The 23,113-nt window shown below is 46.1% G+C and carries 24 protein-coding genes and 1 riboswitch; of the genes, 14 read left to right on the top strand and 10 right to left on the bottom strand.

Going from position 1 to position 23,113, the window contains the following annotated elements:
* Window positions 1-443: 443 nt before the first annotated feature.
* Window positions 444-791 carry a hypothetical protein gene (locus NLX78_RS12740; RefSeq protein ID WP_254350577.1) on the bottom strand — a complete coding sequence of 116 codons (348 nt, stop codon included), beginning with the start codon at window positions 789-791 and terminating at the stop codon, window positions 444-446.
* A gap of 80 nt (window positions 792-871) precedes the next feature.
* On the opposite strand from NLX78_RS12740, the gene NLX78_RS12735 reads away from it, so the two are divergent.
* From NLX78_RS12735 to NLX78_RS12680, 12 genes are all read left to right on the top strand, one after another.
* A complete protein-coding gene (locus NLX78_RS12735) occupies window positions 872-2,332 on the top strand; it encodes a lipase family protein (protein ID WP_254350576.1) in 1,461 nt (486 codons plus the stop codon).
* 38 nt (window positions 2,333-2,370) lie between these two features.
* On the top strand, window positions 2,371-2,667 hold the full coding sequence (locus NLX78_RS12730; RefSeq protein WP_014278615.1) for a WXG100 family type VII secretion target: 297 nt from the start codon (window positions 2,371-2,373) through the stop codon (window positions 2,665-2,667).
* 32 nt (window positions 2,668-2,699) lie between these two features.
* On the top strand, window positions 2,700-3,011 hold the full coding sequence (locus NLX78_RS12725) for a hypothetical protein (RefSeq protein ID WP_254350575.1): 312 nt from the start codon (window positions 2,700-2,702) through the stop codon (window positions 3,009-3,011).
* Window positions 3,012-3,395: 384 nt separating this feature from the next.
* A complete protein-coding gene (locus tag NLX78_RS12720; RefSeq protein WP_013373571.1) occupies window positions 3,396-3,740 on the top strand; it encodes a hypothetical protein in 345 nt (114 codons plus the stop codon).
* 175 nt (window positions 3,741-3,915) lie between these two features.
* Entirely contained in the window at window positions 3,916-4,989 is a 1,074-nt protein-coding gene (locus NLX78_RS12715; protein ID WP_254350574.1) for an ABC transporter substrate-binding protein, read from the top strand.
* Complete coding sequence (locus tag NLX78_RS12710; RefSeq protein ID WP_254350573.1) at window positions 4,989-5,918, top strand: nucleoside hydrolase; 930 nt, start codon at window positions 4,989-4,991, stop codon at window positions 5,916-5,918. The genes NLX78_RS12715 and NLX78_RS12710 overlap by 1 nt, the downstream gene beginning before the upstream one ends.
* Window positions 5,919-5,945: 27 nt before the next feature.
* Window positions 5,946-6,767 carry an ABC transporter permease gene (locus NLX78_RS12705; protein ID WP_013312457.1) on the top strand — a complete coding sequence of 274 codons (822 nt, stop codon included), beginning with the start codon at window positions 5,946-5,948 and terminating at the stop codon, window positions 6,765-6,767.
* A gap of 6 nt (window positions 6,768-6,773) precedes the next feature.
* Window positions 6,774-7,562: an ABC transporter permease gene (locus tag NLX78_RS12700; protein ID WP_013312456.1), complete on the top strand. Its 789-nt coding sequence runs from the start codon at window positions 6,774-6,776 to the stop codon at window positions 7,560-7,562.
* Between the two features lie 16 nt (window positions 7,563-7,578).
* The gene (locus NLX78_RS12695; RefSeq protein ID WP_061830494.1) at window positions 7,579-8,637 is read left to right on the top strand and encodes an ABC transporter ATP-binding protein; all 1,059 of its coding nucleotides are present in this window, start codon (window positions 7,579-7,581) and stop codon (window positions 8,635-8,637) included.
* Between the two features lie 28 nt (window positions 8,638-8,665).
* Window positions 8,666-10,393 carry an adenine deaminase C-terminal domain-containing protein gene (locus NLX78_RS12690; protein WP_069290620.1) on the top strand — a complete coding sequence of 576 codons (1,728 nt, stop codon included), beginning with the start codon at window positions 8,666-8,668 and terminating at the stop codon, window positions 10,391-10,393.
* A 420-nt stretch (window positions 10,394-10,813) separates the two neighbouring features.
* Window positions 10,814-11,290, top strand: coding sequence for a Dps family protein (locus tag NLX78_RS12685; protein WP_254350572.1), 477 nt, complete (start codon window positions 10,814-10,816; stop codon window positions 11,288-11,290).
* Between the two features lie 150 nt (window positions 11,291-11,440).
* Window positions 11,441-12,607 carry a nitric oxide synthase oxygenase gene (locus tag NLX78_RS12680; protein ID WP_254350571.1) on the top strand — a complete coding sequence of 389 codons (1,167 nt, stop codon included), beginning with the start codon at window positions 11,441-11,443 and terminating at the stop codon, window positions 12,605-12,607.
* 31 nt (window positions 12,608-12,638) lie between these two features.
* Here the strand turns inward: NLX78_RS12680 and NLX78_RS12675 are convergent, their stop codons facing one another.
* Entirely contained in the window at window positions 12,639-12,800 is a 162-nt protein-coding gene (locus tag NLX78_RS12675) for a hypothetical protein (protein WP_013312451.1), read from the bottom strand.
* A 120-nt stretch (window positions 12,801-12,920) separates the two neighbouring features.
* Here NLX78_RS12675 and NLX78_RS12670 point away from each other — a divergent pair, with 120 nt between their 5' ends.
* Entirely contained in the window at window positions 12,921-13,379 is a 459-nt protein-coding gene (locus tag NLX78_RS12670; RefSeq protein ID WP_061830488.1) for a hypothetical protein, read from the top strand.
* A gap of 69 nt (window positions 13,380-13,448) precedes the next feature.
* Here NLX78_RS12670 and NLX78_RS12665 read toward each other — a convergent pair whose 3' ends face one another.
* The 5 genes from NLX78_RS12665 to NLX78_RS12645 all read right to left on the bottom strand — a co-directional run bounded on the left by NLX78_RS12665 (window position 13,449) and on the right by NLX78_RS12645 (window position 16,642).
* The gene (locus NLX78_RS12665) at window positions 13,449-13,886 is read right to left on the bottom strand and encodes an AbrB/MazE/SpoVT family DNA-binding domain-containing protein (protein WP_061830486.1); all 438 of its coding nucleotides are present in this window, start codon (window positions 13,884-13,886) and stop codon (window positions 13,449-13,451) included.
* A 186-nt stretch (window positions 13,887-14,072) separates the two neighbouring features.
* The gene (locus tag NLX78_RS12660) at window positions 14,073-14,792 is read right to left on the bottom strand and encodes a 3-ketoacyl-ACP reductase (RefSeq protein WP_061830484.1); all 720 of its coding nucleotides are present in this window, start codon (window positions 14,790-14,792) and stop codon (window positions 14,073-14,075) included.
* 120 nt (window positions 14,793-14,912) lie between these two features.
* A complete protein-coding gene (locus NLX78_RS12655; RefSeq protein WP_061830482.1) occupies window positions 14,913-15,764 on the bottom strand; it encodes a DUF4097 family beta strand repeat-containing protein in 852 nt (283 codons plus the stop codon).
* A 4-nt stretch (window positions 15,765-15,768) separates the two neighbouring features.
* Window positions 15,769-16,320 (bottom strand): DUF1700 domain-containing protein, encoded by a 552-nt coding sequence (locus NLX78_RS12650; RefSeq protein WP_250260190.1) that lies wholly within the window; start codon window positions 16,318-16,320, stop codon window positions 15,769-15,771.
* The gene (locus NLX78_RS12645) at window positions 16,313-16,642 is read right to left on the bottom strand and encodes a PadR family transcriptional regulator (RefSeq protein ID WP_254350570.1); all 330 of its coding nucleotides are present in this window, start codon (window positions 16,640-16,642) and stop codon (window positions 16,313-16,315) included. The genes NLX78_RS12650 and NLX78_RS12645 overlap by 8 nt, the downstream gene beginning before the upstream one ends.
* Window positions 16,643-17,023: 381 nt before the next feature.
* Between NLX78_RS12645 and NLX78_RS12640 the strand changes: the two genes are divergently transcribed.
* The gene (locus NLX78_RS12640; RefSeq protein WP_254350569.1) at window positions 17,024-17,557 is read left to right on the top strand and encodes a DUF6985 domain-containing protein; all 534 of its coding nucleotides are present in this window, start codon (window positions 17,024-17,026) and stop codon (window positions 17,555-17,557) included.
* 87 nt (window positions 17,558-17,644) lie between these two features.
* Here the strand turns inward: NLX78_RS12640 and metE are convergent, their stop codons facing one another.
* The 3 genes from metE to NLX78_RS12625 all read right to left on the bottom strand — a co-directional run bounded on the left by metE (window position 17,645) and on the right by NLX78_RS12625 (window position 22,948).
* A complete protein-coding gene (gene metE / locus NLX78_RS12635; protein WP_254350568.1) occupies window positions 17,645-19,963 on the bottom strand; it encodes a 5-methyltetrahydropteroyltriglutamate--homocysteine S-methyltransferase in 2,319 nt (772 codons plus the stop codon).
* Between the two features lie 162 nt (window positions 19,964-20,125).
* Window positions 20,126-20,321, bottom strand: a riboswitch (cobalamin riboswitch).
* Window positions 20,322-20,504: 183 nt separating this feature from the next.
* Window positions 20,505-21,002, bottom strand: a complete 498-nt coding sequence (gene nrdG / locus NLX78_RS12630; RefSeq protein ID WP_254350567.1) for an anaerobic ribonucleoside-triphosphate reductase activating protein — start codon at window positions 21,000-21,002, stop codon at window positions 20,505-20,507.
* A complete protein-coding gene (locus NLX78_RS12625) occupies window positions 20,999-22,948 on the bottom strand; it encodes an anaerobic ribonucleoside triphosphate reductase (protein WP_254350566.1) in 1,950 nt (649 codons plus the stop codon). Before NLX78_RS12625 ends, nrdG begins: the two co-directional genes overlap by 4 nt.
* Window positions 22,949-23,113 lie beyond the last annotated feature (165 nt).

Here is a 23,113-nt window from a genome sequence, read left to right as displayed (position 1 = left end):
TTCTCCAGAGACCAGAGCCTTATGATGTAAAGAAAAAGAAACCCACGTCTCAAAAGACGGGGTTTCTCGACAATCTGACGACTCCTAAGGAGCCTTATTTGAGTTTGATGATCTATACCCTTTTAGCACTGTTATGTAGCCGTAAAGGTGAATTTTATTAACTACATTTGTCATTGCATACTCTTTATAATAGTACAAATTAAAAATGGTGTTCATCTATGCAATTTTCACCTAACATACAGTTACAAAGACCTATTCTACATAAACTATGTACTGTGACCAGATATACTGTATCCAATGACTTTATACTTATTTTTCCTCTCGGCTATATCGCTCGCAAAAAGGATGCACTATAATTATACTACTTCTTAATTTGGGAAAAATTAGACTTTAATATAGATTACAAATATGTTGAGAGTGAGATGCTCGATGAGTATCCCTTCTCAGGAAGAAGGGGTCTTGTATTTGGGGACTTCACTGTCGATAAACCAATCTGGCCCAGAGACGTCGATCACTTCTTTAGTTTTATAATTATAGTAGATGGTGATTTTGTCGTCTTCGTGGCCTTTAATGTACCCATACAGATACAGTCTGGAGTGGACAGCAGGATCATCCACAGCATAATCCTTTAATATGAATTCGGCATTATAGTGTTCTTTAATGAACTCCACGCCGATAGGGATGGCAACGTCTACTAATTCTTTTTTATCTTTGTCCGACAAACTGGAACACCCTCCTAAATACATAACAATTAAAATAAGTGCCAGAATCAGTGGGATTTTTCTGTTCAAGTTACAATTCTCCTTTTCTGGTAATCACCTTTTTTCATAACTCTATAATATATTTACACAATAGACAAGGTGGGAATAACTTGACCTACATTAACGATAAAACATATTGGACCATTGCAGATAAAGTGTATGACCGAGAATTGACTGCTAAAGATTCTAAAAGCAGGATTCTTCCTGACTGGAAGATTGTTGAACCTGAAGGAGCTATGCTGCATGACACGAACGGTTCTGGATTCGATGCGACTGTGTTCCATAACGAAAAAACCAACCAGGTGATCATCGGTTATAGGGGGACAGAACCTCCGAATCGACCCAAGTGGAGCGTGGCGATGGACTGGGGAACGGATTTCAACGATGTCGTCGGAGGACGCGCGAAAACGTTGGAAGAAGTCCATCAATATTATGAAAATAATAAGGCAGAGGTGGCTAAACTCCCACCACAAGTGCAAAGCGCATTTCTTCAATATGAGGGGAAGTACCAGAATAATCAATTTACACAAGCTGAGAATCTATATGATGTGGTAAAAAAAGAGTATCCCTCTGCTGAAATAACGACCACAGGCCATTCTCTGGGAGGAGCGGAGGCAGAATATGTGGCGGTGCGGAACGGACTGACATCAGTCGCTTATAATCCACCAAGCATTGTACATCTGTTACCGGATGATCTTCAAAAGAAGGTGGAAAATGGCGATTTTCGAAAGACGAATGTCGCTTATGTCAATCCGAAAGATACTATCGGTTCGGGAGCTAATGATGCACAGCCACATGTGGGCACAACCTACTTTATAGACAATGATTATAAGACGGCTAATAAAGCCAAAATCACTATTCCTGTTTCATTACCAGTCGAAAGAGAAAATAAGTGGGCTAACTTTTTTTTGGGACCCAAATGGTCTCCCATTGTGTATGTCCCGATTACGTTGCCTATGATGCAGCAAGATCCGATTACAAAGTTCTATAATTCGGTATTTGGAGAAGCGACGCATAGCATGGATCATTTCACATTTGATGAAAACGGCAATATCAGCAATCCACTGTACACCATGGACGGTCAATTGGTGGAAGGTAACCCACGGGTGCAGGCATACGAGCAGATGCTGGCCGCGCGAGCAGAGCTCAAGGAAGTCATGGGCGATCTGGTTGAACGTTACGGTGGACAAATGGGGGCCTTCGGGCAGTTTGCTGCTAATGCACTGGGAGTGAATATCCTTGGAGTAGGACAACAGAATGGTCGCTCCAATGGCGGTGCATATTTTGTAGGCAACAAAAATGGGGGTACAATTCAATTAACACCTGAGGAGCTAAAGCATGCGGCTAACCAGATGCGTTCCAGCCTGCATGGATTTTCTAGCGATACCCGAGCATCCATCCAGTTATTTCAGGCTCATATCGGGACAAGTGAAAGTCAGTCTTTGACCCCAATTGCGCATAGTGCAACGGCAACACTGGATCGGATCAATCGTTGGTATCAGGAATCGATTACAGAGATAGCAGAGTATATCGATCGCAAGGGCCAGGAATTTACGATGGTGGATCAATAAAAAGAGCAGCTGGAAGAACACAACGGGAGGCAAAAGAGATGAGTAGAATATCTTTGAGCCTGGGGGATCTGCGTAGGGCTGTACAGCAGTGCGAGCAGCTAAAGCAAAGACTTCAGCATCAGGAGCAGCAGATGAGAAATATATATGGTCGTCTGCAAGACTGGAGGGGCGAATCGGCTGCTGAATTAACACGTAAAATGGAGACGTTTCTCCAAGGAACCACGGTACGAATACAAGAATTGGACGATCATAAAGAGCAGTTGAAACGTTATATTCGGAAAATGGAAGAAGCTGATCGGCGTGAGGAGAGACGCAAACGGGCTGCACAATGGTGATACAGGTGGACTGCAATAGTTAGGAGAACATCATGAAAGATCAAAATGCATTTGTCATTTTACTTATATTGAATATCGTTTATGGCTTAACGCTATTTGCCTATCCGGCCATGCTGATGGTGGTCGCATTTTCTTTCGATGCACCAACAGCTGGAGATTATCTCATCAGTTATATTTTTGCCTATGTCATAATGAGCTACCCGATAGGAGTATTTATCTCATGGAGCTGTTGGTATTTTTATCATCGTTATGCTTTTAAAAAGGCGTATATCATAGCTAACTTTATGCTGCTGTGGCCAGCTACTCTTGTAGTGTCCTCGTGGATTCAATCGGCTTTTCCTTGAAGGGGTTCCCATCTGGCCAGTCAGCTACATAACATAAAAAACCGTACAATCGCTAGGGGGCTCCCGCGGGGTACGGTTAAATGCGTTTAAATAAAAACTACATATATAGTAGTAGAAAAAAAATATTCTTCCAGAGAGGTGACGGTAACGACTTTGTAGTCTACTTTAATTTTCCTGCGGGGAATATAGCAGTGTTCGAAAACTTAAGGGTTAGACGAAAAAGTGTAAAAATGTTGAAAAGCTACAAAGTTCGACATATTGTTCGCTTTTTCGCATCATATGTTATTAGATTAGGGATTTTTGTTTGCTATTTATCGCATATTTATGTATAATCTATCGTGTTGAAAGATTGATTGTACGTAATATGCTGATGAGGGTGGGTTCATGACGCTGCTCGACAGTAACGAAAGCAAGAAGCGGATGTGCCAGATTTACAATGAAGTTTCAAAGGAACTGTTCGGCTTCGGGACCACGCTACTGCGGGCCACCGTTGAGAACAACATTGTTACCTTTGTGGCGAAGCACCGGCGTTCTCCACGCTCGGCGGCATTGGAAGTGGAAGCCCCCGGCTTGAAGCTGGAAGTGGATTTCCGAATGTCCATGCTGTACAAGAAGAGACTTCGCGAGAAGCTGATTGAGGATATGGAGCTCGATATAGAAGCTTTACTGCGTGATTATGATTCAGCAACGCAGTGGGCAATTACGAACATCATACTGAAAGAATCCTAATAAAATTGGATATTCGGCTTTTCGCTTCGGATCTATCTGAGGGGAGAACCTGTTATAACGCGCAGCGGGATCAACTTATTCTTTGTTTACGAAGAAAAGTATTCTTGTTTTACAAGAGTACTTTTCTTTTTTGTGTCATAAGGTGTGCATAATAAAAAAATAGGGGGAGTTTCATATGAAAAAATGGTTTAAAGGGTTTATGGCTGTGACCTTGGCATCCGTGGTACTGGCAGGTTGCGGCAGTAATGCTACTGGCGGTCAGGCAGATGGAAAAGATGGTTCAGCTGATGGGAAAAAGAAACTAGTTATTTCCACATGGGGCTTTTCCGAGGATTTTTTTAACAAAGAAGTGTACGAGCCTTTTGAAAAAGAACATAACGTTGACATCGTGGTCGAAATTGGAAATAACGCGGAACGGTTGAACAAAATCAGTCAAGGCAGCACAGACGTTGATCTGATTTATCTGTCTGATTATTATGCTCAACAGGGAATCCAACAGGGATTGTTTGAGAAGCTGGATCGCAGCAAGGTGCCGAACCTGAACCAAATTTATGATATTGCCAAAGCGCCGCTGGGTGAGGAGTATGGTCCTGCTTATACGGTCGGGCGTCTCGGTATTGCCTATAATCCGGAGCTGGTGAAAAAGAATGTGACCTCTTGGGCTGACCTGTGGGGAACTGAGTTCAAAGGAAACGTGACTTTGCCGAATATTACGGCGACTGCCGGACCGATGATGGTAGATGCAGCCTCCAAAGTAGCGGGTAGTAAGGAGTTTAATGAAGACCAAGCCTTCGGAAAACTGAAAGAGCTGAGTCCGAATATCGTTAAGTTTTATAGCAAAACGTCCGAGTTTGTGAACATGTTTAGTCAACAAGAAATTGCGGGCGGTCCGATCATGGAAATGTACTTCAAAGATTTGCAGGCGGCTGTGCCAGGAGCGAAATTTGTAGCTCCTAGTGAAGGTGCTTACGCAGTCATGAACACGATTAATGTAGTGAAAGGCTCCGACCAGAAGGAGCTGGCTGAGGAATTTATCAACTGGCAGCTGAGCAAGGAAGTTCAAGAAAAATCCGCCAAGGCGAAGGTTGATTCTCCGGTGAACACGCAGGTGGTACTGTCCGGTGCGGATACTGAAGGAATTACGTACGGTACAGAAGTAGTGAACAAGTTGACCAAGCTGGATATGAAGTTCGTTAACGATCATATCAAGGCATGGACAGATCGCTGGAACCGGGAAGTAGCACAATAATGAAAAAGGTTATATTAGATGTAGATACGGGCATTGATGATGCGTTGGGTATTTTACTGGCCGCCAAAAGTGGTCAGTTGGATATCCGAGCGATTACTACAGTATGCGGTAATGTTTCACTTAAACAAGCAACATTGAACACATGCAAAATCCTCGACCTTTTGGATAGACCGGATATTCCGGTTTATCGGGGGGCGGAGGCTCCCTTAATACGTAAAGGTCTGCACGAGCACCGTGTCCATGGAGAAGACGGCATTGGAGGTGCATTGAGTGGAGTAATCCCAGCGATGTCTGCATCCGAAGGTTTTGCGCCAGATATCATCATTGATACCGTGATGGCTCACCGGGGGGAAGTGACGCTCATTTGCACCGGGCCGCTCACCAATTTGGCACTGGCGCTGCTGAAGTGTCCCGAACTGACGGATCACGTCGATGAGGTCATTTTTATGGGCGGTGTTATTCACGGGTGCGGCAATATTACACCTGTAGCGGAGTACAACATGTATGCTGACCCTGAAGCCGCACGGATCGTATTTCATGCAGGATTTGGTCGGTTGATACAGGTGGGACTGGATGTAACACGGAAGGCTCTGCTGACTGCCGATCATATTGCTCGTCTGTCCCATCCTGCAATTCGTAATTATGTAGCTGAAAGTACGGCTGTTTATACCAAGCGTTATGAAGAACGCAACGGGGTAAAAGCGTGTGCGCTTCATGACCCGCTTGCCGTAGGTGTCGCATTAAATTCGAGGTTAGTAGATACCTCGTCGTTGTATGTCGACGTGGAAACCTCCAGTCGCATATGTGACGGACAAACGGTGGGCGATGTGCAGAACCGCCTCAATCATAGCCCCAATATGAATGTGTGCGAACAGGTGGACAGCAAAGCTTTTCTGGAGCTGTTCATCCAGGTGCTGAATAAGGAATAACATTTCGATAACCGCAAGGAGCTACCCATGAAGAAAACATACTTGTATTGGCTGCTGCTGCCAGGTCTGCTCTTTCTGGCGGTGTTCATGGTCATTCCGATTGTGTTGACGATCGGTTCGACCTTCGTACAGAACAGCTCATTCACCCTAGAAGGCTATCTCCATTTCTTCAAGGACCCTTATTTTCTGAAAATATTGCTGACTACGCTGGAAGTCAGTGTCGTAACGACACTCGTGTGCGTATTACTCGGCTTCCCGACGGCTTATTATATTTCGCAAAAGGCCCCGCGTCGTAAAGGTATTTTGCTTGCGCTGGCTATCTTTCCCTTATTGACGAGTCCAGTGGTGCGGTCATTCAGCTGGATGGTCATTCTGGGTCGCAAGGGGCTGTTAAATAACGTGCTCATCGGTTTAGGACTTGTAGATGAACCGCTGAATATTTTGTACACCCCGGCAGCGATGATTATTGGTCTGGTTCATTTGTTTTTACCACTGATGATTATTTCACTGATTGGTGTGCTCGAAAATATCGACGGTGATCTTGTTCATGCTGCTCAGAGCCTCGGGGCTTCCAGATTCAGCGCATTTCGTAAAATCGTATTTCCGCTGTCTGTGCCGGGCCTGATCATTGGAAGCATTCTCGTTTTCGTAGGCAGCCTGACTGCATATACGACACCAGCACTACTTGGAGGAAAACAGCGGGTTATCGCTACATTTTTGTATCAGAACGCGATGACGCTAAACGACTGGTTTTTAGCTTCTGTTATTGCAACAATTATGATTGTTATTACATTTATCGTGGTCGGTCTCTTAAATAAGGCGGCCCATAAACTCAATCCGAAGGGGTAGGTGGATATGCGGGAGAAACATTACGGACTAGGCTTCTTTAGCCTGCTGGTCTTCATCTTTCTGCTCGGTCCGCTGTTGATCATATCGGTCACTTCTTTCGAGCCGGGCACGGTATTAAAATTTCCTCCGCAGGGCTTTTCTTTGCGCTGGTATGAAAATATTTTTGAAGTGGATTTGTTTATGTCCACGTTCAAAACGTCCATTGTCGTCTCTCTGCTAGGCAACATCTTGGCACTGCTGATCGGTATGCCTGCCGCCTATGCACTTAGTCGCTTTTCGTTTCGCGGGAAGGATGCGCTGAATGCTTTGTTCCTTTCCCCGTTGCTTATACCGGGTATCGTTCTTGGTTTTACACTGCTGCGCTATTTGATCATTGTTTACCATTTACCAGTATATGCTGGACTATTGATCGGACATACGGTGATTATGTTGCCGTTCATTATTAGAGTCATTGCATCCAGTTTGTCTAACTTTGATTTTGCGATTGAGGAAGCAGCGCTTAGTTTGGGGGCTGGACGGCTGGAAACCTTTTTCAAGGTGGTTCTGCCCAACATCCGCTCAGGTATTATTGCGGCTATCCTGATTGCCTTTCTGGAATCATTCAACAATGTCGACATCTCCGTCTTCATGACAGGACCGGGCTTCAGCACCCTGCCCATTCAAATGCTGACTTACGTCGAAAATTATTTTGACCCGACGATTGCAGCGATTTCGGTTATGCTGATGATTTTAACCGGTATCCTGATGTTCTTGATTGAACGACTGATGGGATTGTCTTACTTCACTAAAAGGTAATGGAGGCTTCAACCTTATGGCACTGCTTACTCTGGATCGCGTATCGGTCGCTTATGACAACCAACTGATCTTGCAGGATTTCGATTTGCAGCTCGAGCGGGGGCAATTGCTCTCGTTGCTCGGACCGAGTGGTTGTGGCAAAACGACCACACTTCGTCTCATTGCAGGATTTCTCGAAGCTAAACAAGGAACATTTTTGTTTGGCGATAAGGATTATACTCGGGTTCCGGTAAATAAACGGAACTTCGGCTTTGTATTCCAAAGTTATGCACTCTTCCCGCATTTGTCCGTTTTTGATAATGTTGCCTTTGGTCTGCGGTTACGTAAGGTAAAGGAAGATGATGTAAAACGCCGCGTTATGGCCATGCTGGATACGGTTAGCCTGGGGGGATTCGAAAAACGTTTCCCCGGTGAATTGTCAGGCGGACAGCGTCAACGTGTTGCGATTGCGCGAGCGCTTGTGATTGAACCCGATCTGCTGTTGTTTGATGAACCTCTGAGTAACTTGGATGCTAACCTGCGTGTAAATATGCGTGTGGAAATCCGCCGTATTCAACAGGAACTGGGCATCACTACTGTGTATGTATCGCATGATCAGGAGGAATGTTTTTCGATTTCTGACCAGGTTGCGATTATGAATAAGGGGAACATCGAACAATTAGATGCTCCATCGACCATTTTTAAATATCCGACGACCGAATTTGTCGCCCGTTTTATTGGGTTTAATAATTTTCTGAGTTTTGACGAGCGTACTGAAGAAGGGGATCGTATTCGACTGAATACAGGCGATCTTTCGTTCGGCGTAGCGCGTAATCAGGGTACTGCCCAACCGGGTGCTCGTCAGGGCGCTATTCGCCCGGATGATTTGGTCATTCGAACAGAAGGCAACGAGACAGGGGAAAATGAGCTTCCCGGTATTATTAAAGTAAGTACTTACCTGGGGCGTAGCTATCAGTACGTGGTAGAAACGGCGAAAGGCAACTTTACGGCTAATCAGGAAATGGATACGCCTTACCTGAGTGGTCAACGGGTTACCCTGCATTTTCCGGCAGATAAAATGGTGCTGGTCCAATAATCAGCGGGTTCGATGAAGGAGATACATCATGCGTGCAGACAAAATGATTTTACAAGTTAAGGTGTATAACAGTTACTACAAGACGTTCGAAGAAGGTAATGTAGCTATACTTAATGGCAAGTTTATGTATATCGGTCAGCGTGGTCTGGAGTCTTTCGAGGCTGCTGAAATTGTCGAAGGGCATGGGAAATATATGATTCCCGGCCTGATCGACATTCATTTGCATATCGAGAGTACCATGGTGACACCGGCGACTTTTTCCTATGGGCTGATTCGCAATGGGGTAACGACGATTGTACCGGAACCGCACGAAATGGCGAATGTTTTCGGATTGGAAGGCATTCAGGAAATGATGGAAGCCAGCAAAGATTGCGTGGCTGATATGTTCTACGGCATTCCAAGCTCTGTCCCGGCAACGCCGCTCGAAACCTCAGGGGGCGAGATTGGTATTCCCGAGATTGATGCGCTACTGCAAACCGGCGAAATGATCTGTCTGGGTGAAATTATGAACTATGTGGATGTCATTCGTGATCCGGAGAGCAAGACGAATCGCATCTTACGCCATGTTCGTGAGCACTACCCGGAGCTGATCATTGAAGGCCATACGCCGCAGCTACTTGATCTGGACCTGCATCAGTTGATCTATGCGGGAATAGGCTCGGACCATACTCACCAAAGTATTGAAGGTATGAAGGCGCGGATGGCTGCCGGAATGTTTATTGAAATCCAAGAAAAATCCATGACCCCTGAAGTGATGGACTATCTTATTCAGGAAGATGTGGCACAGCATTTTTGCTTCGTAACGGATGATGTCATGCCAGACTCTTTCGTAGAGCGAGGGCATCTGAACCATATTGTAAGTAAAGCAATCGGAATGGGCATGAAGCCTGAGGATGCCATTTATGCAGCTACGTTTACTCCTGCTGCACGGATGCGAATGCATGACCGCGGAACAATTGCACCGGGAAAAATAGCTGACTTTGTACTGCTGTCCGATCTTGGTCAATTTGATGTGGAGCAAGTCTATAAGGACGGACTCAAGGTATTCGATAAGTTCGAGGAATACCATCAAGCACCGATAAAAAGCCGCTTCCCCGCCCATTTTTATCAAAGTGTGAAGCTCAATCCGCTCACGGAGCAGGATTTTACGGTAAAGATGGATGTAGCTGATGGCACACATCAATGTCGTATTATGATGGTCAAGGATGGCTCAACTTTTACGAGCGAACGGATTGCACCTGCACATGTGGAGCAGGGTGAACTGGTATGGGAACATGGTGAACATGGACTCATCGCTACGTTTGAACGGTATGGAAAGAATGGCAACCGTGCTTACGGTTTGATCGGGGGAGATACGATTAAACGTGGGGCAGTGGCAACCACCTATTCGCACGATAACCATAACTTGCTGGTCGTAGGGCATAACAAGCAAGATATGATACTGGCTGCGAATACGGTTCTATCCAGCCAAGGTGGCTTTTGCGTAGTTGAAAATGGCAAGGTGCTGTCCCATTTGCCGTTAACCGTAGGCGGGATTTTAACAGAAGGACCGCTGGAAATGGTTGCGGCCCATGTGAAGGAGCTTCGTTCAGCCTTGCTGTCGCTGGGCTACCGCCATTACAATCCAATCATGTCGCTGAGTACGCATTCTTTGCCGGTCAGCCCGGCCTTGAAAATTACCGATCACGGCCTGATTGATGTAAATGCTGGCAAGGTTGTATCCTTAATCGTGGAACCTTCAGAGATGCAAGAATAATAAAAGAGCCGACCCTCTTACGGGCCGGCTCTTTTTTGTCGTGGCTAGGTATGAGGTAGTAGGTTATGGACTTTGCCTACAATACAGATACTTTAGCAGACAAAATTAACATCTTCTTTACTCCTATTGATGTAACCTATGTATAAAAGATAAATAAGTCTTGATTCTGGATATCCTATTGCCTATAGAGTTTGATTTACAATCAATTCACGTAATCTTCATGATTTAAACCGAATAAAGACTTGAAAAACATCGACACAGTGTTATAATTAAAACAGGATTTAGATTAAGTCTAAATTAATTAATAAATATTTATTGGATTCACGCATGGGATTTTGAAGAAAATCAGACACTACTGTTAACGAGTATCCAAGCTTTACACCAACTATATTTTGAATGAAAACGAGAGGGGATTTTAACATGAGTACATTAAATCATACGAACGCACCTACACAAGAGGCTATTCAAGAATTGCACAAGGCATTGAATCGTCAGGTAGCTACCTGGTCTGTATTGTATACGAAACTGCATTATTTCCACTGGTATGTGAAAGGACCTAAATTCTTCACACTGCATGCTAAATTTGAAGAGCTTTACAATGAAGCAACAGCTAATCTAGATACGATTGCTGAACGTTTGTTGGCTATTGGTGGCCGTCCGGCTGCGACCTTGAAGGATCATTTGCAACTTTCAGCTATTCAGGAGTCCGCAGGTGAACAGACAGCTGACGATATGGTGAAGTCCGTTGTTGCTGATTTTAAAACCATCACTGTTGAACTGGCTAATGGGATGGAAGCAGCGGAAGCAGCACAGGATAAAGCGACAGAGGATCTTCTTAACGGCTTGAGAGAAGCAATGGATAAACATATCTGGATGCTGAGTGCGTATTTGGGATAATTAATTGGTGTATATTTCCATGTATATGGAGATCAGGTGAACAAGATACACATCCCGTTGGTTCCAGTCTGCCACAGGAGTATAATGACGAGAAGGCGTGGAAGACCACGGGCTCTCGAGTCATGGAGCTGCCGGGATGGGGTGTATGATATGGAAGTAAAACAACAGCTTTTGCATGAAGCGGAGCAGTTTATATATACATGTTATGAGGAGCTGGGCCGAAGCCGCGATGAAGCGGAAGCCCGGCTTCTTAATATTCGTTACGACATAGAGGCTACGGGAACGTATGATCATACTTACGAAGAGCTGGAACACGGAGCGCTCATGGCTTGGCGCAATAGCAATCGTTGCATCGGGCGCTTATTTTGGGACAAGCTTTTAGTCAGGGATGCGCGGGGCGCATCAGATGCGACGGAGGTGGTCAGCGAGCTACTGGAACATATACGCATAGGAACGAATGGCGGTAAAATTAAGCCAACGCTTACTGTATTTCGCGCCTCCAAGCCGGGGCAGCCGAATATTCGCATCTGGAACCATCAACTCATTCGTTACGCTGGATATGAAACCGATCAAGGGATCATCGGGGACCCGATCTCGGTGGATTTTACCAATGCTTGTAAAGACATGGGCTGGCAAGGGGCGATGACTCCTTTTGATATATTGCCACTGGTTGTGGAAGCAGGCGGACGGTCTCCAGAGCTATTTGATATTCCTGAACATTTGGTGATGGAGGTAGCCATTGAGCATCCAGAACTTTCGGGTTTCGCTTCCTTGGGATTACGTTGGTATGCCGTGCCTATGATTGCGGACATGACGCTGGAGATTGGCGGTATCATCTATACAGCGGCTCCCTTTAACGGTTGGTATATGGGAACAGAAATCGGCGCCCGTAATTTTGCGGATACCTTCCGCTATAATAGGTTGCCACAGGTGGCTAAGCTGATGGGACTCGATACGACGAGTGAAACAACGCTTTGGCGTGATCGGGCGCTGGTGGAATTGAATATTGCTGTGCTGCATTCTTTTAAAAAAGCGGGAGTCAGCATTGTCGACCACCATACCGCAGCGGCACAATTTCAGCTGTTTGAGGAACGAGAAGCCAAGGCTGGGCGCGCGCTGACAGGCAATTGGACATGGCTGATCCCCCCGCTATCCCCGGCGACAACGCATATTTTTCATAGCTCCTATGATAATCGGCTTGTGAAGCCAAATTTCGGAGTTCAAGAGAAGCCGTATACGTCGAGACAGGCTACTAGTACAGCAACAGACACAGTGCTTCAGCAGAAGCGCCAAGGCTGCCCTTTTCATTCCGGATAACGATAACGATGGGAATGACCTAATGGCTGGATTAGGACTCCAGCTTATCCCATGCAACGATAAATAGTGTAGCCAGTGGCCCTATTAATAGGGAGAGCAGAAACCAGTTTAGCCCGCTCCGATTTTTGGACTGTGCCAAGCCGGCATTAATCAGGGCAAGCGTTCCCCAACCTATATAATAATCTTCTGACATGGTATTCTCCTTTGTAAAAAGGTATAATATCGTACTGTATATGGTATGAACACATCCATGATTTCATAAGTTTAAAGTAAATATAACTTTATATATCCTGGTTTGAGGAGCGAAGCTAAGTTGGAAAGAAATCAGGCAGAGCGCATTGTCGCTGAGCTGTTGGAACGGGCTGCTATAGGTGTGACAGTCAAGCTGGAGAAACGTTTTCCTGGTGGAAGGCTGATTGGGGGCAAATATGCTATGAATGCTCACGCCATTACCATGTATACGGATGTTATTGAAACACAGTGTGTACAGATGTTCGGCAGCGTTGATCGAGTTGAGGAGTATTTTACGGTTGTGCTTGCACATGAGATCGGGCACGCCGCCGATACGGAATTAGTGGACCTCTCCGATGCGTTGGAGCAAGAGAACGGGATAGGGACCCGGCAACGACTTGCGCTGCAAATTGAAGAAAACGCATGGAATTATGCGCTTAGATTGGTGCCTGAAATAGAAGCAACGTTTATTTCTGCCGTAATAGACGAGTCCTTGCTGGCCTATCGGGTCCCGGTTATAGAGCAGTCCGACATTGCGTAACGATGATGATCCAAGAGCCGTCAGGCTCTTTTTTTGTTAATTAGAACATACGAGATCGGGTCGGATGATTTAAAGAAGTAGCTTTTTAAGCTGCGACACGCGTCCTTGGGATAGTTCGAGCATTTCGGCTAATTCTTTTTGAGATACATTAGGATGCTCCTGCATGAGCTGTTTTAGTTTATTCAGGAGATCATTCTGATTTCTGTAACTCCTTCTTTTCTTGGGCTGGACAGGACGGGATTCATTCAAATGACTGGAAGGATTATCGCTCTTCAGATTTTCAATACAACTTTTACATATCAGATGATCCCTAAAATAGCTCAAATGATCTACGGCACCACAAAAATAGCAAGAAACCCCCGTATACTTGCGAATCATCAGTCCCTCTGGGGTAATAAAAAAATCGAGGGCATCTCCAATATTAATATTCATAGAATTGCGCAGCTCCTTGGGCAGCACAATGCGGCCCAAATGGTCTAATGGCCGTGTCATTCCTGTATTCTTCATCATTTTTCCCCTTTCCTGAAATGCGCTTATAGTTGTAGGAATTGTATGTATATATGCTGGAAGTACAAAGCGCTTATATTACAGTTTGTTTTGGTATAGCTATGCTGAAAAAAAAGCTCCGGCATGACGAACAATTACGTCTGCCGGAGCATTGTACAGCCAATGAATCTAAGATGTCATGTCGAATTACTGTGGGTTGGTTGTCCAAATACCGGCTACTTTTAATTGAACCCGTGGAGGCAGTTTCAATGCGGCTAATGTCAGATCGGCCAAATCCTGCGGTTGAAGCATGCGATCCTCATCACCAATAGACAATCCTGCGTTTGCCGCCAGTTCTGTATTGACAGTACTTGGAGTCAGCGCGGTGACACGAATATTGGATTTGCGAACTTCCTGCATCAGTGCTTCCGTGAAGCCCATCAAAGCAAATTTGGATGCGCAATATGCCGAGCCTGTTGCAAAACCTCGTTCTCCTGCCGTCGAGGAGATATTAATAATGTTTCCGCTCTTTTGTGCCAGCATGCTTGGAAGAGCAGCATGTGTGACATAATAGGTTCCCATCAGGTTTACGCGAATAATACGTTCCCACTCTTCGGGGTCCATATCTGCGACTGTGCCAAAGGTAGCAATGCCTGCATTGTTGATCAAAATATCGACAGCGCCCAACTCGTGTTCCAGTGAAGCTACAGCGGCAGCGGCCTGTGCGCGATCCGATATATCTGCAACAGCACTCACCACTTTCACACCGTATGTACTCCCCAGCGAATCCTGCAGCTTTTGCAGGTCAGTCAATGTTCGTGAGATTAATCCCAGGTTAACGCCTTCCTTGGCTAAAGTTTCGGCAATTGCTTTACCGATTCCTTTGCTGGCTCCTGTAATAATGGCTGTTTTATTCTTAAGTTCCATCCAGTCTCCTCCTTTTCACTCCATAACGTGATTGTGCATGTGAGCACATGGTTACATTATACAAGGTTAAACTCATTGAACCAAACTTCGCCTCTGATGAGGTATTCATCTAGAGGTCTCCTATTTGGAAATATTAATATCCCCTGAGGTGGTTTCTACCTTTATCACGTTCACACTACCGGGAACAGATTCGGGAGTATCTATACTCCCAGAGTCAGAGTGGACATTATAAACACCTTTAAAATCGGGAGCTTGTTTAATCTTCACGTCACCAGAATCAGCATTCACTTCCAAGTTGGCTACGGCACGTTGCGTAATATTTGTCTCCCCTGAGGTTAGGGAAATAAGGCCATTACCGCTATAATCGCGGATGGTAACATCGCCTGAAGTAAGCTTCAACTCCATATCTGCTGCAAGCTGACTGGCTGTAAAATTGCCGGATGTTAAATTTGCGATCAGGTGGGTACTTTGGAGGTTTGTAATCTCGGCAGTGCCTGAAGTAGCGGTGATGGAAGTATTCTGCACGGAGGCATCTTGAAGTTTTACATTCCCTGAATGTGCATCTACCTGTAGGTCAGTTAGTGTTTCGCCGGAGGGCATCTCTACGGTAATCGTTTGATCTAAATCAGGGGTGATCGAAAGAAATGACAAGGAAGCGGCCGGCTCCGATTGAATCGTAAGCTTACCGTTCTCAATTCGGGCATTATGAATTTGGTCGGCTACCTTTGTCTGAACTTCTCCACTAATGCGTATCGTACCTTGGTCGCCAGAGCCGGGAGTAAACAAAATAGAGACATCATCAGAACTGTCCACTTTCAGCTTCTGTAGCTGACCACGTGTGAACGTCCATTTTTTGTTAATCGCAGTTGTTTCCTTCATGACTTGTTGACTCCATGGGGCACCGTAAGCCACCATTCCGGCTACACCGATCACAATGCACAGGCCTGCTGCAATAAACCACTTTTTATTCATGTTGTTAGTAAGCTCCCCTCAGGGTAGTCTGATTCCATTTCCAGTATCGTACTGTGCCTTTGACCATAAGGAGTAAGAGATAACGTACTCCAGGCAGCAGCAATAGACCTATACCCGTCAACGTGATAGAGAAAAAGAATTTGGCCGGGTAAAAGGTGCTGTTCAGCGCATAATCAGTAACGGCGAGAAGGGGGGCTGCAATGAAGCTGACCGCTACCACGGTCAATGAAACCCATACTACCCATAGGGTAGCCATAATCGGGATGGAGATCAGCAAGTTAAGAAACAGCAGCCCTAAGAAAGTAAAAAGATTGCGTGCGAAGCTTCCCTGGCGAAGCGGAGGAGAAGCGTTCCAGGTTGCATTGGGATCATCCAATGCTTCTCGGGCAATATCCTCTGGGTTACCCAGCTCATTGGCAATCTCACTTTCGCTTTTGCCGTTAACCAACCCGTAGTCAAAATGCTGGCTCAAATCACTAAGCAGCTCATTGCGTACCTCTGCAGGGAGAGGAGAAAGACGCTGCTCCACCTCTGTAAGAAACTGTTTTCTATTCATCGGAATTTCCTTCCTCCAGTAGGCTTGTGACATGATGGACAAAATCATTCCATTCCCGCGTAAGTATTTTTGTATAATGGCTTCCAGTATCAGTCAGCCGATAATATTTACGGGGAGGCCCCTCGGTCGATTCCTGTAAATACGTTGTGCAGTATCCTTCTGATACCAGACGGCGAAGCAGTGGATATAGGGCTCCCTCAGCTACTTCAATATGACGGGAGACGGCTTGAGCCAACTCGTAGCCATAACGGTCTCTGCGTCCAATTAGAACTAGAACGCACAGTTCCAGTACCCCTTTTTTGAATTGGATGTTCACATTCACGAGCGGTGCTCCCTTCCTGGATGTTATCAATGATTCATAGGTGTCGTTCGGAATAAGGGGAAGAAACGTGTGTTTGTGCATAATTTGTCACGGGTACTAATTATAGAACAGTAGTCAGGTATAATTTAACATCATGTACTGATTAATGCAAGGTACTAAATTTTTAATAATAAAATATTTGTGCCGAAATGGGCAGATTTTCTTTCTTGAAGGCTTTATTGAATAGCGAATGTTGTAGAAAAAAGTAGTTTCATTTGGAAATTCCTCGAAATCTGGCTGGAAGCCCCAATAGGCTGCCGCTTTAATTTCATTCATTAAAATGATAGATTGTAAAGTATTCAATAGGGTTAAAGATTACTTTTTATGAAGAGGTGGTAAAGGGTGGATTGGAAACACTGGTATATGGAACTGGAACAGGATGATGAGTCTTGGGATGTATCTGAGGAGATTGTTCTGCGTGGTGTAGTACATGTTAATTTTTGCGGGCAGCCCTCGGAAGTAGAAGTCGAATTTATCGTGGGAGCCGACTCCGAAGAACAGGCACAGACTATAGAAGAACCTACACAGTTGCAAAAAAAGACATGGGAGCAGTATATGGAATATTCGTCAACTATTCATCCTCAAGTGTTGGAGTCCATACATCATCATTATGCTGGCATAGTGGAAAAGTACCGGAATGCTTACAGTACATGGGGAGAGGACCCAGATGAATATGCGCCTTATGTGGAGCGACCGGAACAATTGTTGGATCGAATACAGCTTATGTCTATACTGATTTCCGACTCATCGGCAAAGGATGAACTGTATTTGAATTTTAGTTGCTCCTGGGATCGAGAACATGGCTTAGGCGTACATATGAAGCAGATGAAAATGGAGCATATTCAAGGCGTATATACATTATATAATCTAGAATAAATCCCCTTTCCTGGCTTTTAGAAAAAAGGGCCGGAAAGGGGAATAGGATAAGGCGAAATGATGGCGCGATTGGATACGATAAAAAAATTAGTTAGATACAGCCAATGCAGCCCGGGCTGCTTGAGCCGCTTGTACCATTTGTCGCAAGGCGGCGACAGATTCCTCTTTGGTACGGGTTTTCAGACCACAATCCGGATTAACCCAGAACAAATCTGATGGCAGTACGCGCAGGGCACGCTGGATCATGCTTAGCATTTCAGATACATCGGGGATGCGCGGACTGTGGATATCGTACACGCCCAGACCAATGCCTTTGTCGTATACCTGATCTTCAAAGCTGACAATCAGTTCTCCGTGGCTTCGCGAGGTTTCAATAGATATAACGTCGGCATCCATATCGGAGATGGACTGAATCATATGCTGAAATTCGGAATAGCACATATGCGTATGGATTTGGGTCGCTGGCTCTACGGTGGCCGTGGTCACAAGGAAGGCTTGAACCGCCCAATCCAGATAGGCTTGCTGCTGTTCTTTTTTCAGCGGAAGCCCTTCACGAATTGCAGGCTCATCGACCTGAATCATGCCGATGCCCGCTTGTTCCAGTGCCTCTACCTCTGCCCGTAATGCCAGAGCCAACTGTAAAGCAACTTGACTGCGTGGAATGTCATTACGTTCGAAAGACCAGTTCAAAATGGTCACAGGACCCGTAAGCATTCCCTTAACAGGTTTGGAAGTTAACGATTGGGCGAATGCCGTTTCTTCCACGGTCATGGGCTGATCGAAGGAAACGTCTCCGTATATAATCGGCGGTTTGACACAGCGGGAGCCGTAGGACTGCACCCATCCGTTTTGCGTAAAAGCAAAGCCGTTCAGCTTTTCGCCAAAAAATTCAACCATGTCGGTCCGCTCAAATTCCCCATGTACAAGCACGTCAATGCCAATGTCCTCTTGGATATCAATCCATTCCTTAATTTGCTGTTGGATGAACGTTCGATATTGCTCGGCAGACCATTCTCCTTTGCGATAGTGCAGGCGGGCCTTGCGGATCTCGGCGGTTTGCGGGAAGCTACCAATGGTCGTCGTAGGCAGTGGAGGCAACTTCAGCTTATTTTGCTGAATCTCACGACGCTCGGCGAAAGGAACGCTGCGTGACAGAGGCTCTTTGGCCAACAGGTCGGCCAGATCGGCAGCTGTCTGTACGCGTGCCGCTGAACTGTTGAAACGGGCTACCGCATCTGCACTTTGTCCAAGCTTGGTGAGTGCGGATGGATCGTGTTTGCCAAGTGCAGCCGTCAGGATGGCGATTTCCTCTAGCTTTTCATCAGCAAAGGCCAGCGCTTGTACCAGCTCCTTGTCCAGCTTGTGCTCTGCCTCCAGGCTGACTGGCACATGAAGCAGACTGCATGATGGCTGTACGATAAGCTGCTCGGCAGTGGTCTGTTCTGCTAACTGACCCAGCAGAGCAGCTACAGCGTTCAGGTCGCTGCGCCATATATTGCGTCCGTCAATGACACCAGCGCCCAGCGTTTTTCCTTTAGGGAAGCCATGCTGCAATATATGCTGAAGATTTTCGCCATCATCATATACAAAATCAAGACCCAGCCCCTGTACCGGAAGTGCGGACAGACGCTCATAATGATCTAGGCTGCCAAAGTAGGTTTGCAGCATTATATTTAAGGAGGGCGCAGCCTGGTTCAAAGCTTCATAGACTTCCTGAATAATGTCCAGATCCTCTACTGGGAATGAGGTGGTCAGGACAGGTTCATCGATTTGGACCCACTGAACACCTTCTGCTGCTAGTTCAGACAGGACACGGGTGTATAAAGGCAGGAAGGTTCTTATAATAGAGGCAAGCTCCTTACGATCATAGCCTTTGGAAAGGGTAACGAATGAATAGGGGCCGATGAGGACCGGTTTCCCATCAATACCTAGTTCTTGTTTTGCTTCACGATAAGCCTGTAAAGGTTTATTTTCAGTGAACACCGGAACTGCGTTCGCCAATTCAGGAACGATGTAGTGATAATTGGTATTCATCCATTTGGTCATTTCACTGGCGGTTGCTCCCTTCTGTCCACGAGCGATCCCGAAATACACGGACAGAGGAACCGGACCCGCGGGACGATAGTTGAACCGTCCGGGAACCAGACCGAACATCACAGATGTATCCAGCATGTGATCGTAATAGGAGAAGTCTCCGACAGGAATGCGATCAATCCCCTTATTGCGCTGCTTGCTCAGATGCTCCAACCGTAATTTTTTCATTTCCGTCTGCAGTTCGCTTTCGTTAATGCTGCCGTTCCAGAAGCGTTCCAGTGCTTTCTTCCATTCCCGATTTTCGCCGATACGCGGATATCCCAGATTACTGCTAATTAAGCCGGACAATTCAGGCCATTCAATAATGGACATGTACTTTTCCTCCTAGTGGGTAGCTGTTTTATTTTTACGTACCAAAAAAAGGCATTCTTCCCCCCAAGGTTAAAAATAAGTAGGGGAAAGAATGCCTCCGTGATTAAAAAATCAAAAATACGGCGACTGCTCTTAACACCTCCCTATCTTCCGTAGGTACTTGCGATGTTGTTAAAATAGGCAGGTCTCCTGACTTACGGATCATGACACTCAGCATTCCTTCCCGGTCTGTGGACCAGTGGATATATGAACAGCTGAAAGTTCCCCGTTTACAGTGGCGGGACCGTGCCGGATTTGCACCGGCTTCCCTTTTAAGCCTGATCTGAATAGAACAGACACCTATCTCCAAGCTATGCGGTTAAGGTATGACGAATAATTATGCACTCGTATACTTGTTCACCATCATAAGTGAAACTTACAGGATGCGCAATAGAAACTCCAATGGAATCTGTTAGCCATATGAAAAAAAGACAAGCCTTACCCATGATGGGGGCTTGTCTTAGATTAGATATAGCATCTTGCTTGCTGGGTAAGCATCGCCTTATGTCAATGAAACGACATAACCTGCCTGAATACTGGCTTTCACATCTACCAGACGCTGGTTGCGACTGCCCCGGAAGGGAAGGGTCAGGTCCTTTTGCTGTTCTACAAAACGACCGTCCACAATCACATCGCACAAAAGCGCCAGTTCCTGTCGCTCCGGATCTGTGAGTAGATCTTCATAGACAAAGCCAGTGTAAGCCCACACGGTTCGGTCGGGACAGGCTTCGCGGAAGTCACGCACAAATTGCGAGCATTCTGCTGCTGAGAAAAACGGGTCTCCCCCGCAGAGAGTCAGTCCATCCAACAACGGATTTTCCATGATGTCACGAATGACCTCCTGTTGTCGTTGGGGGGTGAATGGCTCGCCTGCACGGAAGCTCCACGACGCTGGATTAAAGCATCCAGGACAGGCATGACGGCAACCGCTAATGAACACAACGGTGCGCAGGCCGTATCCTTCGTTCAGAGATTCCGGAATGTAGCCACACAAATTCACTTATGTTTCACCCGGTCTCGAACTTCTGCCTGTTTTGCGGCATTAAAGCGAACGGTATAATCTCCTGTCAGATATCCGGTTACCCGACGTAAGCGCTGAAAGTGTGTGTGCTCCTCATCTGTGCCACATTGGGGGCAGCTTGTCCCGATAATCCCTTCATAACCACATTCCGTACAACGATCCACCGGATGGTTGATGGAAAAGTAGCCGATGTTCTGATGCAGCGCATACTGAACAATTTTAAGAAACGCATCCGGGTTATTCCGCGCATTACCGTCCAGCTCAATGTATGAAATCGCACCAGCGTTGCATAGGTTATGGAACGGAGCTTCCAAGCTGATTTTACGAGCAGCCGGGAGCGTATAATACACGGGAATATGAAAAGAATTCGTGTAATATTCTCGATCATTTACTTCAGGAATAATCCCGAAATCACGTTGATCCAGCAATGTGAACTTGCCCGACAGACCTTCGGCAGGCGTAGCGAACAATGTAATATTTAAATTGTGATGTTCACTCATTCGATCGCAATACACGCGCATGGAAGTGATGATTCGCTGTGCCTCTCGGTATACAAAATCATCCTCCCCGTGGTGTTTCCCGTATAGTGCCTTCATGCACTCAGCCAGCCCGATGAACCCAATCGAAAGCGTACCGTGTTTTAGTACGCCTCCCACCTTATCATCTGGTGCCAGTTGTTCTCCACCTTCCCATACCCCTTCGCGCATCATAAAGTCCGAGGCTTTGGCCGGTTGGCTGGTCTGGATTTGATAGCGATGAATTAGGCCATCTACCGCAATGCGCATAACTTCTTCTAGTCTCGCATCAAAGCGATCACGGTCAGGTGTCAGGCGTTTGCCTGTGCAAATACCATATTCAATGCCAAGCCGCACCAGATTAATGGTATTGAAGGAGAGATTCCCCTTGCCACTTTGCCGGTTTCTACCGAAACGGTCAGAAATGGTGCGGGTACGGCAACCCATTGTCGCTATAATGGTATCTGGATCATCAGCACGGTAAAAAGGCAGGTTGAAGGTGGCATCCACATTCACAAAATTGGGATACATCCGTCTGCTAGAGCATTCTACCGCCCGTAAGAACAAATCATAATTGATGTCGCCTTCTGCCTGGTTGATTCCCTCTTTACATTGGAAAATATGTTGTGGAAAAATAGGAGTTTCCCCGCTGCCCAAGCCGCGAATGGTGGCCTCCAGCAGCGATTGAGTAACAAGCCGTCCCTCAGCAGACGTGCACATTCCGTAATTCAGTGAAGTGAATGGAATCTGTCCCCCCGCCCGACTGCTCATGGTGTTCAGGTTATGAATGAGCGATTCAGCAGCCTGCCGGGTTTCCGTCTCCGTTTCTTCGCGTGCGAATGCGTAGGAACGAGGGCAGACTTCTTGCAAATGGGGATTGGCCATATGTAGTTCGTCGTCAGACAGACTGGATTCTATCTCTTCCTCGAACAACCGGAGTCCCTTGCGCAGATGCTTGCGGAAGGACCGGGCAACGTATGGGGCAAGGTCCCAATCGATTTTATTGGCAGAGACACCTCCGAATTGGCTGTTTTGCTGAGACTGGAATATGATGGCGACTAGTGCCATAGCAGACATAATCGTTTGCGGTGTGCGCACAGAGCCGTTGCCTGTATTGAAGCCGTCTCGCAGTAAACGACCAAAAGGAATAAAGATACAATTTGTAGTTCCGAGTGCATATTGGTCCAAATCGTGAACATATACATACCCGTGGTCAATCGCGTTCGTCAGCTCAGGCGGAAGTACCCGCAGGCGCACATACCATTTGGCATACTCGGACCCAAGCTTGCTCATTTTGCCGCTGAACGATTCTCCATTCAAATTTGCATTCTCCCGTAGCATGTCCAGATCTTGTGCCCCAATGACCCGCTCGCCGATGTCGTATAATTGATGTTCCTCCAGCACCTTCATCGTAAAACCCTCCATATAGTAAAATATATATATTTTTCACAAAAACAACATATTGATGATATCTTGTGTTAACCAATTGTTTCGATCTATATATTGTATATACGTATACATTGAGAGTATGTGACTATTGTCACATTGGTAGGGGCGGGCAGCATAAAAAAGCCA

Origin of the sequence: Paenibacillus sp. Lou8.1 (assembly GCF_024213565.1) — a bacterium.
Taxonomy (GTDB): Bacteria; Bacillota; Bacilli; order Paenibacillales; family Paenibacillaceae; genus Paenibacillus; species Paenibacillus polymyxa_B.
Note: the sequence above shows the minus strand (reverse complement) of the source record. Positions and strands in the feature narration are given on the sequence as shown.

What these genes read in the sequence shown, in the direction of transcription:
- NLX78_RS12730 (WP_014278615.1), top strand. Translation starts at nt 2,371, where the DNA reads ATGAGTAGAATATCTTTGAGCCTGGGGGATCTGCGTAGGGCTGTACAG.
- NLX78_RS12725 (WP_254350575.1), top strand. Translation starts at nt 2,700, where the DNA reads ATGAAAGATCAAAATGCATTTGTCATTTTACTTATATTGAATATCGTT.
- NLX78_RS12720 (WP_013373571.1), top strand. Translation starts at nt 3,396, where the DNA reads ATGACGCTGCTCGACAGTAACGAAAGCAAGAAGCGGATGTGCCAGATT.
- NLX78_RS12715 (WP_254350574.1), top strand. Translation starts at nt 3,916, where the DNA reads ATGAAAAAATGGTTTAAAGGGTTTATGGCTGTGACCTTGGCATCCGTG.
- NLX78_RS12710 (WP_254350573.1), top strand. Translation starts at nt 4,989, where the DNA reads ATGAAAAAGGTTATATTAGATGTAGATACGGGCATTGATGATGCGTTG.
- NLX78_RS12705 (WP_013312457.1), top strand. Translation starts at nt 5,946, where the DNA reads ATGAAGAAAACATACTTGTATTGGCTGCTGCTGCCAGGTCTGCTCTTT.
- NLX78_RS12700 (WP_013312456.1), top strand. Translation starts at nt 6,774, where the DNA reads ATGCGGGAGAAACATTACGGACTAGGCTTCTTTAGCCTGCTGGTCTTC.
- NLX78_RS12695 (WP_061830494.1), top strand. Translation starts at nt 7,579, where the DNA reads ATGGCACTGCTTACTCTGGATCGCGTATCGGTCGCTTATGACAACCAA.
- NLX78_RS12690 (WP_069290620.1), top strand. Translation starts at nt 8,666, where the DNA reads ATGCGTGCAGACAAAATGATTTTACAAGTTAAGGTGTATAACAGTTAC.
- NLX78_RS12685 (WP_254350572.1), top strand. Translation starts at nt 10,814, where the DNA reads ATGAGTACATTAAATCATACGAACGCACCTACACAAGAGGCTATTCAA.
- NLX78_RS12680 (WP_254350571.1), top strand. Translation starts at nt 11,441, where the DNA reads ATGGAAGTAAAACAACAGCTTTTGCATGAAGCGGAGCAGTTTATATAT.
- NLX78_RS12675 (WP_013312451.1), bottom strand. Translation starts at nt 12,800, where the DNA reads ATGTCAGAAGATTATTATATAGGTTGGGGAACGCTTGCCCTGATTAAT.
- NLX78_RS12665 (WP_061830486.1), bottom strand. Translation starts at nt 13,886, where the DNA reads ATGAAGAATACAGGAATGACACGGCCATTAGACCATTTGGGCCGCATT.
- NLX78_RS12660 (WP_061830484.1), bottom strand. Translation starts at nt 14,792, where the DNA reads ATGGAACTTAAGAATAAAACAGCCATTATTACAGGAGCCAGCAAAGGA.
- NLX78_RS12655 (WP_061830482.1), bottom strand. Translation starts at nt 15,764, where the DNA reads ATGAATAAAAAGTGGTTTATTGCAGCAGGCCTGTGCATTGTGATCGGT.
- NLX78_RS12650 (WP_250260190.1), bottom strand. Translation starts at nt 16,320, where the DNA reads ATGAATAGAAAACAGTTTCTTACAGAGGTGGAGCAGCGTCTTTCTCCT.
- metE (WP_254350568.1), bottom strand. Translation starts at nt 19,963, where the DNA reads ATGTCCATTATTGAATGGCCTGAATTGTCCGGCTTAATTAGCAGTAAT.
- NLX78_RS12625 (WP_254350566.1), bottom strand. Translation starts at nt 22,948, where the DNA reads ATGAAGGTGCTGGAGGAACATCAATTATACGACATCGGCGAGCGGGTC.